General features: G+C 70.6%; 16 protein-coding genes. 4 read left to right on the top strand and 12 right to left on the bottom strand.

The window, feature by feature from the left end; translation table 11 throughout:
• Positions 1-55: 55 nt before the first annotated feature.
• From MVA01S_RS12730 to MVA01S_RS12705, 6 genes are all read right to left on the bottom strand, one after another.
• On the bottom strand, positions 56-1,378 hold the full coding sequence (locus MVA01S_RS12730) for an NtaA/DmoA family FMN-dependent monooxygenase (RefSeq protein WP_110765688.1): 1,323 nt from the start codon (positions 1,376-1,378) through the stop codon (positions 56-58).
• The gene (locus tag MVA01S_RS12725; protein ID WP_003932885.1) at positions 1,375-2,496 is read right to left on the bottom strand and encodes an LLM class flavin-dependent oxidoreductase; all 1,122 of its coding nucleotides are present in this window, start codon (positions 2,494-2,496) and stop codon (positions 1,375-1,377) included. Before MVA01S_RS12725 ends, MVA01S_RS12730 begins: the two co-directional genes overlap by 4 nt.
• Positions 2,493-3,584: an LLM class flavin-dependent oxidoreductase gene (locus MVA01S_RS12720; protein WP_003932886.1), complete on the bottom strand. Its 1,092-nt coding sequence runs from the start codon at positions 3,582-3,584 to the stop codon at positions 2,493-2,495. The genes MVA01S_RS12725 and MVA01S_RS12720 overlap by 4 nt, the downstream gene beginning before the upstream one ends.
• Complete coding sequence (locus MVA01S_RS12715; protein ID WP_040542849.1) at positions 3,581-4,075, bottom strand: GNAT family N-acetyltransferase; 495 nt, start codon at positions 4,073-4,075, stop codon at positions 3,581-3,583. The genes MVA01S_RS12720 and MVA01S_RS12715 overlap by 4 nt, the downstream gene beginning before the upstream one ends.
• Before the next feature lie 81 nt (positions 4,076-4,156).
• The gene (locus tag MVA01S_RS12710; protein WP_003932888.1) at positions 4,157-4,597 is read right to left on the bottom strand and encodes an SRPBCC family protein; all 441 of its coding nucleotides are present in this window, start codon (positions 4,595-4,597) and stop codon (positions 4,157-4,159) included.
• The gene (locus MVA01S_RS12705) at positions 4,594-4,923 is read right to left on the bottom strand and encodes an ArsR/SmtB family transcription factor (RefSeq protein WP_003932889.1); all 330 of its coding nucleotides are present in this window, start codon (positions 4,921-4,923) and stop codon (positions 4,594-4,596) included. The genes MVA01S_RS12710 and MVA01S_RS12705 overlap by 4 nt, the downstream gene beginning before the upstream one ends.
• An 84-nt stretch (positions 4,924-5,007) precedes the next feature.
• On the opposite strand from MVA01S_RS12705, the gene MVA01S_RS12700 reads away from it, so the two are divergent.
• Positions 5,008-5,718 (top strand): DUF899 domain-containing protein, encoded by a 711-nt coding sequence (locus MVA01S_RS12700; RefSeq protein WP_003932890.1) that lies wholly within the window; start codon positions 5,008-5,010, stop codon positions 5,716-5,718.
• 81 nt (positions 5,719-5,799) lie between these two features.
• Positions 5,800-6,669, top strand: a complete 870-nt coding sequence (locus MVA01S_RS12695; protein WP_003932891.1) for an SDR family oxidoreductase — start codon at positions 5,800-5,802, stop codon at positions 6,667-6,669.
• Here MVA01S_RS12695 and MVA01S_RS12690 read toward each other — a convergent pair.
• The 5 genes from MVA01S_RS12690 to purT are packed head-to-tail and all read right to left on the bottom strand — an operon-like array spanning position 6,666 to position 10,346.
• Positions 6,666-7,079: a hypothetical protein gene (locus MVA01S_RS12690; protein ID WP_003932892.1), complete on the bottom strand. Its 414-nt coding sequence runs from the start codon at positions 7,077-7,079 to the stop codon at positions 6,666-6,668. The two genes, MVA01S_RS12695 and MVA01S_RS12690, sit on opposite strands and share 4 nt — an antisense overlap.
• 1 nt (position 7,080) lies before the next feature.
• Positions 7,081-8,304: an O-succinylhomoserine sulfhydrylase gene (locus tag MVA01S_RS12685; RefSeq protein ID WP_003932893.1), complete on the bottom strand. Its 1,224-nt coding sequence runs from the start codon at positions 8,302-8,304 to the stop codon at positions 7,081-7,083.
• Positions 8,301-8,723: a rhodanese-like domain-containing protein gene (locus MVA01S_RS12680; RefSeq protein ID WP_003932894.1), complete on the bottom strand. Its 423-nt coding sequence runs from the start codon at positions 8,721-8,723 to the stop codon at positions 8,301-8,303. Before MVA01S_RS12680 ends, MVA01S_RS12685 begins: the two co-directional genes overlap by 4 nt.
• Before the next feature lie 19 nt (positions 8,724-8,742).
• Positions 8,743-9,207 carry an Rv0361 family membrane protein gene (locus MVA01S_RS12675; RefSeq protein WP_003932895.1) on the bottom strand — a complete coding sequence of 155 codons (465 nt, stop codon included), beginning with the start codon at positions 9,205-9,207 and terminating at the stop codon, positions 8,743-8,745.
• Positions 9,204-10,346 (bottom strand): formate-dependent phosphoribosylglycinamide formyltransferase, encoded by a 1,143-nt coding sequence (gene purT / locus MVA01S_RS12670; RefSeq protein WP_003932896.1) that lies wholly within the window; start codon positions 10,344-10,346, stop codon positions 9,204-9,206. Before purT ends, MVA01S_RS12675 begins: the two co-directional genes overlap by 4 nt.
• 40 nt (positions 10,347-10,386) lie before the next feature.
• Here purT and MVA01S_RS12665 point away from each other — a divergent pair, with 40 nt between their 5' ends.
• A complete protein-coding gene (locus tag MVA01S_RS12665; RefSeq protein WP_003932897.1) occupies positions 10,387-11,970 on the top strand; it encodes a Na+/H+ antiporter in 1,584 nt (527 codons plus the stop codon).
• On the opposite strand, the gene MVA01S_RS12660 is transcribed toward MVA01S_RS12665, so the two are convergent.
• Complete coding sequence (locus MVA01S_RS12660; protein WP_003932898.1) at positions 11,960-12,439, bottom strand: MarR family winged helix-turn-helix transcriptional regulator; 480 nt, start codon at positions 12,437-12,439, stop codon at positions 11,960-11,962. The two genes, MVA01S_RS12665 and MVA01S_RS12660, sit on opposite strands and share 11 nt — an antisense overlap.
• A 61-nt stretch (positions 12,440-12,500) precedes the next feature.
• Here MVA01S_RS12660 and MVA01S_RS12655 point away from each other — a divergent pair, with 61 nt between their 5' ends.
• Entirely contained in the window at positions 12,501-14,543 is a 2,043-nt protein-coding gene (locus MVA01S_RS12655) for an MMPL family transporter (RefSeq protein ID WP_040542722.1), read from the top strand.
• Position 14,544 lies beyond the last annotated feature (1 nt).

Raw genomic sequence — 14,544 nt, 5'->3', positions numbered from 1 at the left:
CGGGGCTCGCTGCGCGACGCCGCCAATCAGGCCCGGCTGCCGTAACCGGGCGTACCTACAGGCCGAGACGGTCGCGCAGCGTGGCGCCGCTGTAGCCGGTGCGGAAGCTGCCGCGCTCCTGCAGCAGCGGCACCACCTGGTCGACGAATTCGTCGAGGCCGCGCGGGGTCAGGTGCGGCACCAGGATGAACCCGTCGCACGCGTCGCTCTGCACGTGCAGGTCGATCTCGTCGGCGACCTGGGCGGCGGTGCCGACGAACTGCTGCCTGCTGGTGACCGCGATGACGAGTTCGCGGATGCTGAGGTTCCCGGCTTCGGCCCGCTCCCGCCACGCCGCCGCGATGGCCCTGGGGTCGCCGTGGCGCACCCGGCCTTGGGTCACCGTCGGGTCGTCGGCGGGTTCCACCTCGGGCAGCGGGCCGTCCGGATCGACATCGGAAAGGTCGCGCTGCCACACCTGTTCGAGCATCGCGATCGCGGTCGGGCCGCTGACCTGCTGCAGACGCACATGGCGGGCCTTGTCGGCGGCCTCGGCCGCGGTGTCGCCGAGCACGAAGCTGGCGGCCGGAAACACTTTGAGGTGGTCGGGATTCCGGCCGAAACCGGCCGCCCGGGCCTTGACGTCGGCGTAGTAGGCCCGGCCGGCCTGCAGCTCGGAGTGCAGCGTGAACAGCGCGTCGGCATGCCGGGCCCCGAAGGTCCTGCCTTCGTCGGAGTCCCCGGCCTGGAACAACACCGGCTCGCGCTGCGGCATCGGCGGCAGCGTGGCGACCCCGCGCACGTCGAACTGCGGTCCGTGGTGTTCGACGACGCGGATGCGGTCGGGCTCGACGTAGCGGCCGGTCCCGCGGTCGGCGAGGACGGCGTCGGCGGACCAGCTGTCCCAGAACAACCGCGCCACGGTCAGGAACTCTTCGGCACGCCGGTAGCGGTCGGCGTGGTCGAGGTAGCCGCCGCGCCGGAAGTTGGCCCCGGTGAACGCATCCGAGGAGGTGACCATATTCCAGGCCGCCCGGCCGTCGGACAGATGGTCGAGGGTGGCGAACTGGCGCGCCACCTCGAACGGCTCGTTGAACGTGGTGTTGACGGTGCCCGCCAGCCCGAGGTGCTCGGTGACGGCGGCCAGTGCGGCCAGCACCGTGAAGGTGTCGGGCCTGCCGACCACGTCCAGATCGTGGATGCGGCCGCGGTGTTCGCGCAGCCGCAGTCCCTCGGCCAGGAAGAAGAAGTCGAACATGCCCCGCTCCGCGGTGCGGGCCAGGTGCACGAACGACTCGAACTCGATCTGGCTGCCCGAGTCGGGATCCGACCACACCGTGGTGTTGTTGACGCCGGGGAAATGCGCGCCGAGGTGAATCTGCTTGCGCGGCTTGGTCACGTCGTCAGCCCCCACCGCTGCGCGAGCAACCGGTGCGAGCGCAGCCGGTCGGCGTGGTCGTGGGTCACCGAGGTGACCACAAGCTCATCGGCACCGGTCGCGCGCTGCAGCGTGCAGAGCCGGTCGGCCACCTCGTCGGGGTCGCCGACGAACTGGGTCGCGGTGCGGTCCCGGACCAGCTCGGCCTGTTCGTCGGACAGCGGTGACACGCGGTCGGGGTCCGGGTAGGGCACCGCGCCGTCACCGCCGCGCACGGAGTGCACCCAGTGCCCGTAACTGGATGCCAGGTGGCGGGCGGTGGCAGTGTCGTCGGCGACCACCACATCTGCCGAGACCACCACGTAGGGTTCCGAAAGTGTTGCCGAGGGCCGGAATTCGGCACGGTAGACCTCGACGGCATCGAGTGCGGTGGCCGGGGTGATGTGGTAGCTCGCGACGAACGGCAGTCCGTGGGCGCCCGCCACCCGGGCGCTCTGCCCCTTGCTGCTGCCGAAGATCCACGGGACCAGATCCGCCCCCTCACCGGGCACCGGGTGCGCGTCGACAGCGCCGATCGCGTAACGGCCGGCCACCATAGCGAGGATGTCGGCGACCTGGTCGGCGAAATCCGGTGCGACGGCCTCGGGTTGCTGCAGCACCGACATCCGGGCGCGCAGCCTCGGATTGCGCATCAGGGCCGTCACGTCGAACGGCGACGGGACGACCACACCGTCCACGTCGCGCCACGGCGGAACGGGTTTCGTGCTGCGCGGGCCGGCGGGGCCCTTCTGCGCTTCCCGTCGGCGCTGGCCGGAGCGGCCGACGCCGAGGTCGATGCGCCCCGGATGGAACGCGGCGAGCGTGCCGAAGCTCTCCACCACCGCGACGGCCGTCGTCTGCCCGAGTTGCACGGCCGCCGCGCCCACCCGGATGCTGCGGGTCGCCGCGGCGATCTGACCGATGAGCACTGCGGGCGCGGAGCTCGCGACGGCGACGAAATGGTGTTCGGCCACCCAGAACCGCTTGTACCCCCACTGCTCGGCGTGCTGGGCGAGGTCGACGGTGTTGCGCAGCGCGGTGGCCGCATCGGCGCCTTCCGGTATCGGTGACAGGTCGAGAACCGACAGTGGGACGGTCATGAATTCCCTTTCGCCGCATAGCGATTACCGGCGGTCGGCAGTCCGAGGCGGTGACGCAGCGACTCACCGTCGGAGTAGGCGGTGCGGAAGACTCCGCGCTGCTGCAGGATCGGCACCACTTCGTCGACGATGACGGGCAGGTCGGCGGAGTTGACCGCCGGCCGCAACCTGACCCCGTCCACGCCGAGTCGGTGCCAGCGCTCGATCGTGTCGGCGAGTTGCGCGGGGGTGCCTGCGAACACCTCGGCATCGGAGCGTTCGTCGACCAGTCCGGCGAAGGTCACGTACAGGTCGGCGTACACCAGCAGTCTCCCGCCACCGGCCAGCGCCACCTCGTCCAGCACGGCTGTCACCGCGTCGTCGCCGGCCGGGGTGACGAAGACGAGATCGGCGCTGCCCGCGGCGAATTCGTAGACGCGGCGGTTGTGGGCCAGCGCCGTAACCACCGGCTGCCCCTGAGGCGGGCGCGGTGTGATCGACGGTCCCTTCACCGAGAAGAACGGTCCGGCGAAGTCGATGTAGTGCAGCTTGTCCCGGTCGACGAAGCGGCCCGTCGCGGTGTCGCGGATGACGGCGTCGTCCTCCCAGCTGTCCCAGAGCCTACGCACCACCCCCACCGCGTCGGCGGCCTCGTCGAACAGGTCGCCGAGTGCGTCGGGGTCGCGGCGGCCGAACAGTTCGGCCTCGTGCCGGGACGCGCTGACCCTGACCTGCCAGCCGGCCCGGCCGTGAGAGACGAAGTCCAGGGTGGCAATGGCTTTGGAGACGTGGAACGGTTCGGTGTGGGTGGTGTTCGCGACCGGGATGAGCCCGATGTGCCGGGTCACGGGCGCCACCCGGGCCGCGACCAGCACCGCGTCCGGGCGCCCGGCGAGCCACCGGGCGTCGATCTCGGCGCGACGCCGGCGCTGCGCGGTCAGCGAGTCGTCGAAGGTGACGAAGTCCAGCAGGCCGCGTTCGGCGGTGGTGGCCAGTTCGGTCCAGTACCGTCCGCCGGTCACCGGCGCCGTGGCGGTGGTGTGCCGCCAGGCTTCCGGATGCCAGCCGTAGCCCTCCAGCGCGACACCCAGATGCACCGCCCCGGTCATCGCAGCACCTTGAGGAACGCGATCGGGTAGACCTCGCCGTCGGCGGGCAGCGGCGCGGTCAGCCGCCGGTAGTCCATTGCGGTGTAGAGCGCCTCGGCCTCGGGCTGACGGTCGCCGGTGGTCAGGTACACGCGCGAGTAGCCGCGGGCGGCGATGTCGGCTTCCAGTCGTGAGACCAGCGCGCGCCCCAAACCCCGGCGCCGGTGGGCGCTGTCGGTCCAGATGCGTTTGAGTTCGGCGGTGTCCTGGTCGAAGCGGCGGAACGCGCCACCGGTCACCGGCCTGCCGGACAGCACGCCGATCACCAGACCGCCGTCGGGGTCACTGAACTCGTCGGCCGGGTAGCCGCGCAGCCAGGCATGCACCCGGGCGCGGTCGCTGCCGTAGCGGCGGGCGTATTCGTCGGCGAGCTCGTCGATCAACGGCGCGGCCAGCGGATCGTCCTGACCCGCCGCCACGAAGCGCAACCCGTCCACCGCCGGTACCGACATCACGTCCATGTCTAACGCAGCTTCGGCCCCGGCATTTCCGCGCCGGGCCATTTGCTCGGCGTGAGCGGAAATCCGGCCGGGTCAGGCCCGCGGCAGCAGCGCGGCGAACTGGTCGGCGGTCAGCGCCCAACCCTGGTCGTGGTCGTCGAACGCCTCCGGCGGCAGCAGCGAGTGCTCGATGGACATCAGCGTCTCGCCGTCTCCGTGCGGCTCGAACGCGACGTCGACGATGCTGGTGGCCGTGGGGTCGGACCACCCGGAGTGCGACCAGGTGAAGCGCAACCGGCGGGGCCGGTCGATGTCGAGGAACTGGCCGGTGATCAGCACCAGATGGCCGTCCTCGTCGTCGACGTCGAACCGGACCCGGCCGCCGACGTGCGCCTCGATGACCACCGCCACGCAGCGGGCCGGGCGGGGACACATCCAGTCCATCAGGGCTTCCGGGTCCAGCCACTCGTCGAACACCACGTCGGGCGCGGCGGGCAGGACGCGGCGCACGCGGACCACCGGCGCCGCGGTCATCGTTTTCCCTTGGCACGCAGCCGGTCCGAGAGCGCGTCGGCCCGCGACGACCAGAACTCGGTCTGCTCGTCCATCCATCGGCGGGCGGGCGACAGACCGTCGGACTGCAGCGACAGCCAGTGCTCGCGGCCTCGCACCTCGCGTCGCACCAGCCCGGCGGCTTCCAGGACCCCGACGTGGCGCGACACCCCGGCGAAGGTCATCGGCAGCGGGGCGGCCAGGTCGGTGATGCGCGCGTCGCCCACCCGGAGGGCTTCCAGCAGCTGCCTGCGCGTGGGATCGGCGAGCGCGGCGTACACCCGGTCCAGCACCGGATCTTCAACCATTCTGTTGACTATAGCGGCGGTGCGTGGTCTGCTGAGGACGACATCGTTCAACTGAATTGTTGAACGATTGGCGAAGGGAGACGCATGCAGGCACCACAGATCGTGTCCGCGCCGGAATGGGCGTCGGCACTCTCGGACATGCTGGTCAAGGAAAAAGAGTTCACGCGGGCCCGGGACGCGCTGGCGGCGATGCGCCGCCGGATGCCGTGGACGCCCGTCGAGAAGGACTACCGGTTCGAAGGTCCCGACGGCCCGGCGACCCTGCTCGACCTGTTCGACGGCCGCCGTCAGCTGATCGTCTACCGGGCGTTCATGGACCCCGGGGTGGACGGCTGGCCCGAGCACGGCTGCGTCGGCTGTTCGCTGATGGCCGACCACATCGGCAACCTCGCGCACCTCAACGCCCGCGACACCACGCTGGTCTACGCGTCCCGCGGCGCGCAGCCCGACCTCGCCCGGATCAAGGACCGGATGAGCTGGGACATCCCGTGGTTCACCATGATTCCCGACGGCGACGGGGCGTTCGACACCGATTTCGGCGTCGACCAGTGGCACGGCACCAACGCGTTCATCCGCTGGCCGGGCGACGACGGCGACCGCGTGTACCGCACCTACTTCATCGACAGCCGCGGGGACGAGGCGTTCGTGAACACCTGGAATTTCCTCGACATGACGGCGCTCGGGCGGCAGGAGACCTGGGAGGATTCGCCGCCCGGCTACCCCCAGTCCGCGCCCTACGAATGGTGGTGCCGGCACGACGCCTACGGCCACACCGAACCGGGGCACTGTGGCTGATCATCGAGTGAGCGGTGCCACCGCCGGCGACTTTCCGGGGGCACTTCACAGAAAAACTTGACACGTGTAAAGTTCGGCCGCATGGACAACATCCGGGGCAAGACCATCGCCATCACCGGTGCCGCCCGCGGCATCGGGTACGCGACCGCGGAGGCACTGCTCAAGCGCGGAGCGCGCGTCGTCATCGGTGACCGCGACGTGGCGCTGCAGGAGTCGTCGGTGGCCAAGCTGGGAAATCTCGGCCCGGCATCGGGCTATCCGCTCGACGTCACCGACCGGGAGTCGTTCGCGACGTTCCTCGACAAGGCCCGCACCGACGGGGGCGGCCACCTCGACGTGCTCATCAACAACGCCGGCGTGATGCCGATCGGCCCCTTCCTCGATCAGTCCGAGCAGTCGATCCGCTCGTCGATCGAGGTCAACCTGTACGGCGTGATCACCGGATGCCAGCTCGCACTGCCCGACATGATCGCGCGCAGGCGGGGCCACATCATCAACATCGCGTCGCTGTCCGGGCTGATCCCGGTGCCCGGCCAGGTGGTCTACGTCGGCGCGAAGTTCGGCGTGGTCGGGCTGTCCGCGGCGCTGGCCGACGAGGTGGCGCCGCACGGCGTGCACGTGTCGGTGGTGATGCCGCCGTTCACCAGGACCGAGCTGATCTCGGGCACCAAGGACACGGGGGCCCTCAAGCCGGTCGAACCGGCCGACATCGCCGCGGCGATCGCCAAGACTCTCGACAAGCCCAAGACCCACGTCTCCGTGCCGCCGGCGCTGCGCTTCACCGCGCAGGCCGCGCAGATGCTCGGGCCGCGGGGCCGGCGCTGGCTCAACGGCAAGCTCGGGCTCGACAACGTGTTCCTCGAGTTCGACACCACCAAGCGTCAGGGCTACGAGCAGCGCGCGCAGTCGGCGCTCGGGGTGGTCGAGGGACCCGAGAAGAACCCCGGCTAGCCGAAAACCGGTGGCGGATCGCCGATTCGGTAGGCTTCGATCGCGTCGAGGTGCTCGACCAGCTCGTCGAAATTGAACTGGTAGTCGACGTCGGTCCCGACGAAGACGACGTGCGCGATCTCGCCGCCGTCCTCGGGGGTCAGCAGGATCACCGTCACGTTGACGGTCTGGTCCTCGTCGGGGACGTCGGCTTCCGAGGCCGGCCAGTACCACGCCACGCCGGTCTCGACGTCCGGATCGTCCTCGTCCAGGTGGAACTCCCACCCGCGCTCGGTCAGCCGGCCGTCAAGATCCTCCAGCTCGGAAGCGATCTGGAGTTCATCGGCGACCCCGGCCGGCAACCAGGTCTGGCCCCGGGCCGACTGCCGCTTCCTGCGGCGGGCCTTCTTCGCGTTCGTCCGGCGGGACACCTCAGGACAGCGCCCGGTCCAGGTCGGCGATCAGGTCGTCGGTGCCTTCCAGCCCGATCGAGATCCGCACCACGCCGTCACCCAGGCCGATCGCGGCACGCCCCTCCGGCCCCATCGCGCGATGGGTGGTGGTGGCCGGGTGGGTGATCAGCGACTTGGCGTCGCCGAGGTTGTTGGAGATGTCCACGATCTGCAGTTTGTCGAGCACCTCGAAGGCCCGTTCCTTGCTGCCGCCGGCCAACTCGAAGGTGACCACCGTTCCGCCGCCGGACATCTGGCGCTTGGCCAGGTCGTACTGCGGGTGCGAGGCCAGGAACGGGTACTTCACCCAGTTCACCGACGGGTGCGACTCGAGGAACTCGGCGACGCGGTGCGCCGAGGCGGTCTGGTGCTGGACCCGCAGCGCGAGCGTCTCCAGGCCCTTCAGCAACGTCCACGCGTTGAACGGGCTCAGCGCGGGACCGGTGTGGCGCATCAGCTTCTGTACCGGCCCGTCGATGTACTCGGTGTCGCCCAGGATCGCCCCGCCGAGCACGCGGCCCTGACCGTCGATGTGCTTGGTCCCCGAGTACACGACCACATCGGCGCCCAGCGGCATGCCCTGCTGCAGGATCGGGGTGGCGAAGACGTTGTCCAGCACCACCTTCGCGCCCGCGGCGTGCGCGAGATCGCACACCGCGGCGATGTCGACGAGCGACTGCATCGGGTTGGACGGGGTCTCGAAGAACACCGCCTGGGTGGGGACCGACAGCGCCTGCTCCCACTGGGCGAGGTCGTCTCCGTCGACGAAGACGGTCTCGACGCCCCAGCGCGGCAGGATCTCGTTGCAGACCACGAAGCACGAACCGAACAGGCTGCGCGCGGCCACCAGCCGGTCGCCGGCGCCCAGCAGCGCGCCGAGCGCGGTGAACACCGCCGACATGCCGGTCGACGTGGCGAAGCAGGCCGGGGCGCCCTCGAGCAGGCGCAGCCGCTCCTCGAACATCGCGACCGTCGGGTTGCCGTAGCGCGAGTACACGAAGCGGTCGATCTCGCCGGTGAACGCCTTCTCCGCGTCGGCGGCCGAGTCGTAGACGTATCCCGAGGTCAGGTACATCGCCTCGGCGGTTTCCTCGAACTCCGAGCGCAGCAGTCCGCCGCGCACCCCGATGGTGGCCTGGCTGACCCCGTCGGGAAGCGGCGCGGGGATCCGGACCGACGGGACCGAACCGGGCGTCTCGCTCATGACTGCGTCCAGGGCAGTCCGACAGCCTTCCAGCCGGTGCCGCCGCGGTGCCCGCGCTCGTCGAGATTGCCCTCGAAACCGTCCAGGATGTTGTAGGCCGGGCCGAGGCCCGCCTCGGTGGCCGCCTCGGCGGCGCCGATGGACCGGTTGCCCGAACGGCACAGGAAGGCCACCGGGCGCTCCGCGCCAGAACCCGCAGCGCCGAGCTTGTCGACCAGGTCGTCGACGAAGTGGTCGTTGCGGCTGCCGTCGGTGCGGTTCCACTCGATGTAGACGACATCGCGGCGCAGCTCGGACAGGTCGGGTACCCCGACGAAGCGCCACTCCGCCTCGGTGCGACAGTCGACGAGCACCGCGTCGGGGTTCTCGCTCAGCAGCGTCCATGCCTGCTCAGGCGTGATGTCTCCGGCGTAGCTCACGGTCGAGAGTGTCCCACAGCTAGCTGGGGCCAGGCGAACAGACCTTCCAGCTTCCGCCCTCGCGGACGAAGGCCATCTGCACGGTCTCCTTGGCGTCCTTGTCCGACTCGAAGTAATAGGTGATGTCGGCGGTGGCGCGGTCGCCGTCCACCGCCACCCCGGCCACCCGGTCGACGTACCGACCGCCCCGGTTCTCCATCGATTCACGTTGGGAGTCAAGAATTTTCGCCTCGTCGGCAACCTGTTCGGCGCAGGTGTAGGAGATGAACGCGCCGTAGTCCGAGCGCTGCAGCGCGTCGTTCTGGCCCGACGCGGCGCGCGCGATCTGCTGCTCGTCGGTCAGCCCGTCGCCGGAGAACAGGTTGATCAACCAGATTCCGATCACGACGGCCACAATGATCGCCAGCGCGCCGAGGAACGGGGCCACGGCCGACCCGGTCGACTCCGCGCCGTCGGTCCCGTCCGCCCCGCCGGGCCTGGTCACCGGAGCCTGCGCACAGCCGACGCGACCCGGCGGGCGCGGTCACGCGCCACGATCGGGTCCTGCGCGGTCGCCGTGGACCAGCTGAGCCAGGACGCGTCGCCGTCCCCGGTCACCTCGGCCGCCCGGAACACCCGCACGTCGCTCTCGGCGACCGCGAGCGCATCGGCCAGCACGGCGTGCATCTCACCGCCGGACACGTCCTTGTCCTCTCCGTCGGAGTAACTCACCTCGACCGCACCGGGCGAGATCATGATGGTGTCGACCGGCAGCCCGAGGATGGCCCGCGCGTGCAGCTCGAACTGGGACAGCCGCTGGGAGCGCAGTGTCACCAGTCCGCTGTCCTGCAGTCGGGGCCGGACGTCGGAGAAGTACACCTCGTCCCCGCGCACCAGCAGCTCGACCGCGAACACCCCGCGACCGCCGAGCGAGTTGACGATGCGCGCCGCGATGGACTTCGCCGAATCCAGCGCGATGGGCGAAAGCCGCTGAGGCTGCCAGGATTCCAGCGCCGCGGCGTCGTTCTGATGGTGGCCGATCGGCTCGCAGAAGTGCACCGCCGGACCTGCCGCACCGCTGGTGCGGACCGTCAACAGCGTCACCTCGAAGTCGACCTCGACGACCGTCTCGGCGATGACACGGGTCGTGCTGGCGCCGGACACCGCGAGCTCCCAGGCCGGCGCCACGTCCTCGGGCCGCAGCAGCACCGACTCGCCCTCACCGGGCGCGGCGGCGACGGGTTTGACGACCATCGGGAATCCGGCGTGCGTCGCGATCGCGGTCAGCTCGTCCACCGAACCCGCGAACCAGAACGGCGCGGTCGGCAGGCCCAGTTCGTCGGCGGCGAGCTTGCGCAGGCCCTCCCGGTCCAGGGACAGCCGCGCCGCGCGCGGGGTCGGGAACACCTCGACGTCCTCGCGGTCGGCCACACCCAGCAGCGCGTCGGTGGCGACCGCGTCGGTGTCGACGACCACGTAGCGGGGCCGGTGCTCGTCGATCAGCCCGGTCAGCGCCGCCGCGTCGTCGTCGCCGGACACCGTGGCCACACCGGCGCCGAGGTGCCGGAACGCCAATGCGAGCTCGCTGCTGCGCGCGCCCGCGCCGAGCAGCAGCACCGTCTCGCCGTACGTCGTCTCAGTCATCGGGTTTCCACCCTGCCAGACTCACCGCCAGAATCAGAACATGAGTGCCTCGCTGCTGGCGATCCTCGTCGTCTCCGTCCTGGTGGCCGCGGTCGCCCGCCGGCACGACCTCTCCGCTCCGCTCGTCCTGGTCGGAGTGGGCCTGACGATCGGCCTGCTGCCGGACGTCGAGTACTTCATCGACCTCGCCCTCGACCCCGAGGTGGTGCTCTACGTGGTGCTGCCGCCGCTGCTGTGGACGGCGGGGCTGGAGAGCAGCTCGGTGAGCATGCGCGCCAACAAGCGCCCCATCGCGCTGCTGGCCGTCGCGTTGCCGCTGCTGACCACGGCCGTCGTCGGGTTCGTCGCCTACCGCACGGTGCCCGAGATGACGCTGGCCGCGGCGTTCGTCCTCGGCGCGATCGTGGCGCCGCCGGATGCCGTGTCGGCCGGCGCGATCGGCCGCAGGCTGGGGCTGCCGCGCCGGACGATGACCCTGATCAGCGGCGAGAGCCTGCTCAACGACGCGACCGCGCTGACGGCCTACAAGGTCGCGCTGGCGGCCGCGATCGGCGCCTCGACCGGCGTGTCGAAGGGGCTGACCACCTTCGTGATGGCGGTGGTCGGCGGCGTGGTGGTCGGCTTCGTGCTGGGCAAGACGCTGGTCTACATCCGCTCCCACCTCGACGACCCGACCGCCGAGAGCGCGATCGGACTGGTGGCGCCGTTCCTGGTCTACCTGGTCGCCGAGCAGATCCACGGCTCCGGCGTGCTCGCGGTGGTCGTCGCGGCGCTGATCGCCGCGCAGCGGTTCTCGCACGCCGGTTACGCGATACGCCTGCAGGACGACGCGGTGTGGCGGGCCGTCCAGTTGGTGCTGGAGTCCTTCGCGTTCCTGCTGATCGGATTGCAGTTGCCGACCGCGATCGACGAACTGGACGGCATCTCGGCCGGGGAGATCGTCGTCGCCTCGGTGTCGGTGCTCGCGACGGTCATCCTCGTCCGCGTGCTGTGGATGTATCCGTTCGCCTATCTGCCCAGGCTGCTCTCGGCCAAGATCCGGGCGTCCGAACCCGCGCCCGACCCGCGGCAGGTGCTGATCGTCGCGTGGGCGGGCATGCGGGGGGTGGTGTCGCTGGCTGCGGCGTTCGCCGTGCCGCTGACCACGCTGACCGGGGACGGCTTCCCCGGCCGCCCGCAGATCATCTTCCTCACGTTCATCGTGGTGGTGGGCACCCTGCTGCTGCACGGGCTGACGCTGCCGTGGCTGATCCGCCGGCTCGACGTCCGCAGCGATCAGGCGCGCCTGGACGCGACGGCCGCCGCCGCGGCGCAGGAGAAGGCCGCCCGCGCCGCCGACGAACTGCTCGACCAACTGCTGGCCGACGCCGCCGCCGATCTCGACGAGCAGACCGCCAAGGTGCTCCGGGCCTGGAACAACCGGAGGCAGTGGTCGGCATGGGAACGCGTCGAGGACCGCACCGCCGAATCGTCGATGGCGGCGTTCCGGGAGCTGCGGCTGCAGATGCTGGGGGCCGAACGCAAAGCGTTCCTGGCCGAGCGGGACGTCGGGAACATCGACGACGAGGTGCTCAGCAAGCTGTTGCACGGCATCGACCTCGAAGAGGCGATGCTCACCCGGTGAGGTCCAGCCGGTCGCGGAACGCGCCCATCGCCTCGATCAGCGCCGCGAAGACCCGGCGGGCGGCCGCGAGATCGCTGTCGGGCAGTGCGGCCAGCGCGTCGTGGGTGTGGTCGGCCAGCGGGGTGAAGAACGCGCGCGCCACGGCCGTGCCCTGCGGGGACATCCGCAGCATCACCTTGCGCCGATCCGCGGGATCGGAGTCGCGCAGCAGGTGCCCCGAGCCGATCATCCGCTCGACCAGGTAGGTGATCGCCGCACCGGAGGTGCCCATCCGCTCCCTTAGCTCACCGGCCGTCAGTGGGGTTCCCGCGCTCTCGGCCACGCTCACATAGAGCAGAGCGCGGAAGTCGTTGGGGCTCAATGCATGTAATGCGGCGAACTGGTACCCGATCTGATCGGACTCGGCCGTCAGCGCCCGTACGTCCGCGCCGATCGACGCCTCCAGAGCCGCCCGCTCGACATCCTGCACCCGCCCACCATACCGAGAATCTTCAGTTGATTAATTGTTAATTTTCTGAAATGTTGGTTTCATGAGCCGTCGTTTGTCCTGGGTGGTCGCGCTCCTCGTCGTCCTCGCCTCGGGCGCCCTGATGGGGCTGCTCGGCGGCGGCGGAGACGCCAACTCGCAATCGCCGGTGGCCGTACCCGCCGACTCCGAGTCCGCCCGCGCCGATGCGGCCAGAGCCGCATTCCCGGGCGGAGATCAGGTACCCGCAATCCTGGTGGTCACACGCGCGGATTCCGCGCCGCTGGATCCGGCCGACATCGCGGCCGTGGACGCGGCCAGGGACCGCATGCTCGCCGCGGCCGGCACCGGCCCCGGCGGGCCGCCCACCCAGGTCTCCGAGGACGGCGAGGCGGCCGTGGCGACGGTGCCGCTGCAGGGCGGCCTGTCCGGGTTCGCGCTGACCGACAAGGTCGAGGAACTGCGCGCCGCGGCCGGCGACGGACTACCGGGTGACCTGCGCGCGGAGTTGACCGGCGGGCCCGCGTTCGGCGCCGACATCGCGGACTCGTTCTCCGGGGCCAACTTCACGCTGCTCGCCGTCACCGCGGCGGTGGTGGCCCTGCTCCTGATCATCACCTACCGCTCCCCCGTGCTGTGGCTGGTGCCGCTTCTCGTGATCGGCTTCGCCGACAGGGTCGCCGCCGTCGTCGGCGCGTCCGTCGCCGACGCACTCGGCATGACCCCGGACGGCTCCACCTCGGGCATCACCAGCGTGCTGGTCTTCGGCGCGGGCACCAACTATGCGTTGCTGCTGATCTCGCGCTATCGAGAGGAACTCGGCCGGCACGAGTCTCACCAGACCGCACTGAACACCGCGGTGCGCCGGGCGGGTCCGGCGATCGTCGCGAGCAACGCGACCGTGGTGCTGGCGCTGTTGACGCTGCTGCTCGCGTCCGCACCCAGCACCCGCAGCCTCGGCGTGCAGGCCGCTTCGGGCCTGGTGATCGCGGCGATCTTCGTGCTGCTGGTGCTGCCCCCGGCACTCGGACTGTTCGGCCGGAAACTGTTCTGGCCGTTCATCCCCGAGGTCGGAGCCAAACCGCTGACCGACAGCGGCATCTGGCACCGGGTCGCCGCGGCGGTCGCGCGCAGGCCCGCACGCGTGGCGGTCGTGTCGATCGGCGCGCTGGCCCTGCTGTGCACGGGACTGCTCGGCACCCCGGTCGGACTGTCCCAGACCGAACAGTTCCGCGTGCAGGCCGAATCGGTCAGCGGCTTCGAGACACTCGCCGACCACTTCCCCAGCGGCCTGACCGATCCCGCCAGGGTGATCGCGTCGACCGACCGGGCCGCCGAGGTGCAACGCGCGATCGCCGACACCCCCGGCGTGGTGTCGGCCATCCCGGCAGGCCAGTCGCCTGACGGACTGACCCAGTGGTCGGTGATCCTGGCTGCCGACCCGGCCACCGACGAGGCGTTCGACACCGTGGACGCCCTGCGCGATTCGGTCCACGCCGCCGATCCGGACGGCCTGGTCGGCGGTTCGGACGCCACCGCACGCGATGCCGCCGCCGCGGCCGCGCACGACCGTGCCGTGGTCATCCCCGCGATCCTGCTCGTGGTGCTGGCGGTGCTGTACGTGCTGCTGCGGGCGCTGCTGGCCCCGCTGGTGCTGATCGCGGCCACGGTGCTCAGCTCGGTGGCCGCGCTCGGACTGGGCGGCTGGGCCAGTGTGCACGTGTTCGGCTTCCCCGGCCTGGACAACACCGCGCCGCTGTTCGCGTTCCTGTTCCTGGTGGCGCTCGGCGTGGACTACACGATCTTCCTGGTCACCCGCGCCCGGGAGGAGACACCCGAGCACGGCACCCGGGACGGCATCGTGCGCGCGGTGTCCGCGACGGGCGCGGTGATCACCAGCGCGGGCATCGTGCTGGCCTCGGTGTTCTGCGTGCTCGGTGTGCTGCCGCTGATCGTGCTCACCCAGATCGGCATCATCGTCGGCCTCGGCATCCTGCTCGACACCTTCGTGGTGCGCACCGTCGTCATCCCGGCGCTGTTCACGTTGATCGGACCGAAGATCTGGTGGCCCGCGGTGCGCGGGGAGGCCGACAGAACCGGCGGGTAGC

This window comes from Mycolicibacterium vaccae NBRC 14118 = CIP 105934 (genome assembly GCF_001552715.1).
GTDB lineage: Bacteria > Actinomycetota > Actinomycetes > Mycobacteriales > Mycobacteriaceae > Mycobacterium > Mycobacterium vaccae.
Note: the sequence above shows the minus strand (reverse complement) of the source record. Positions and strands in the feature narration are given on the sequence as shown.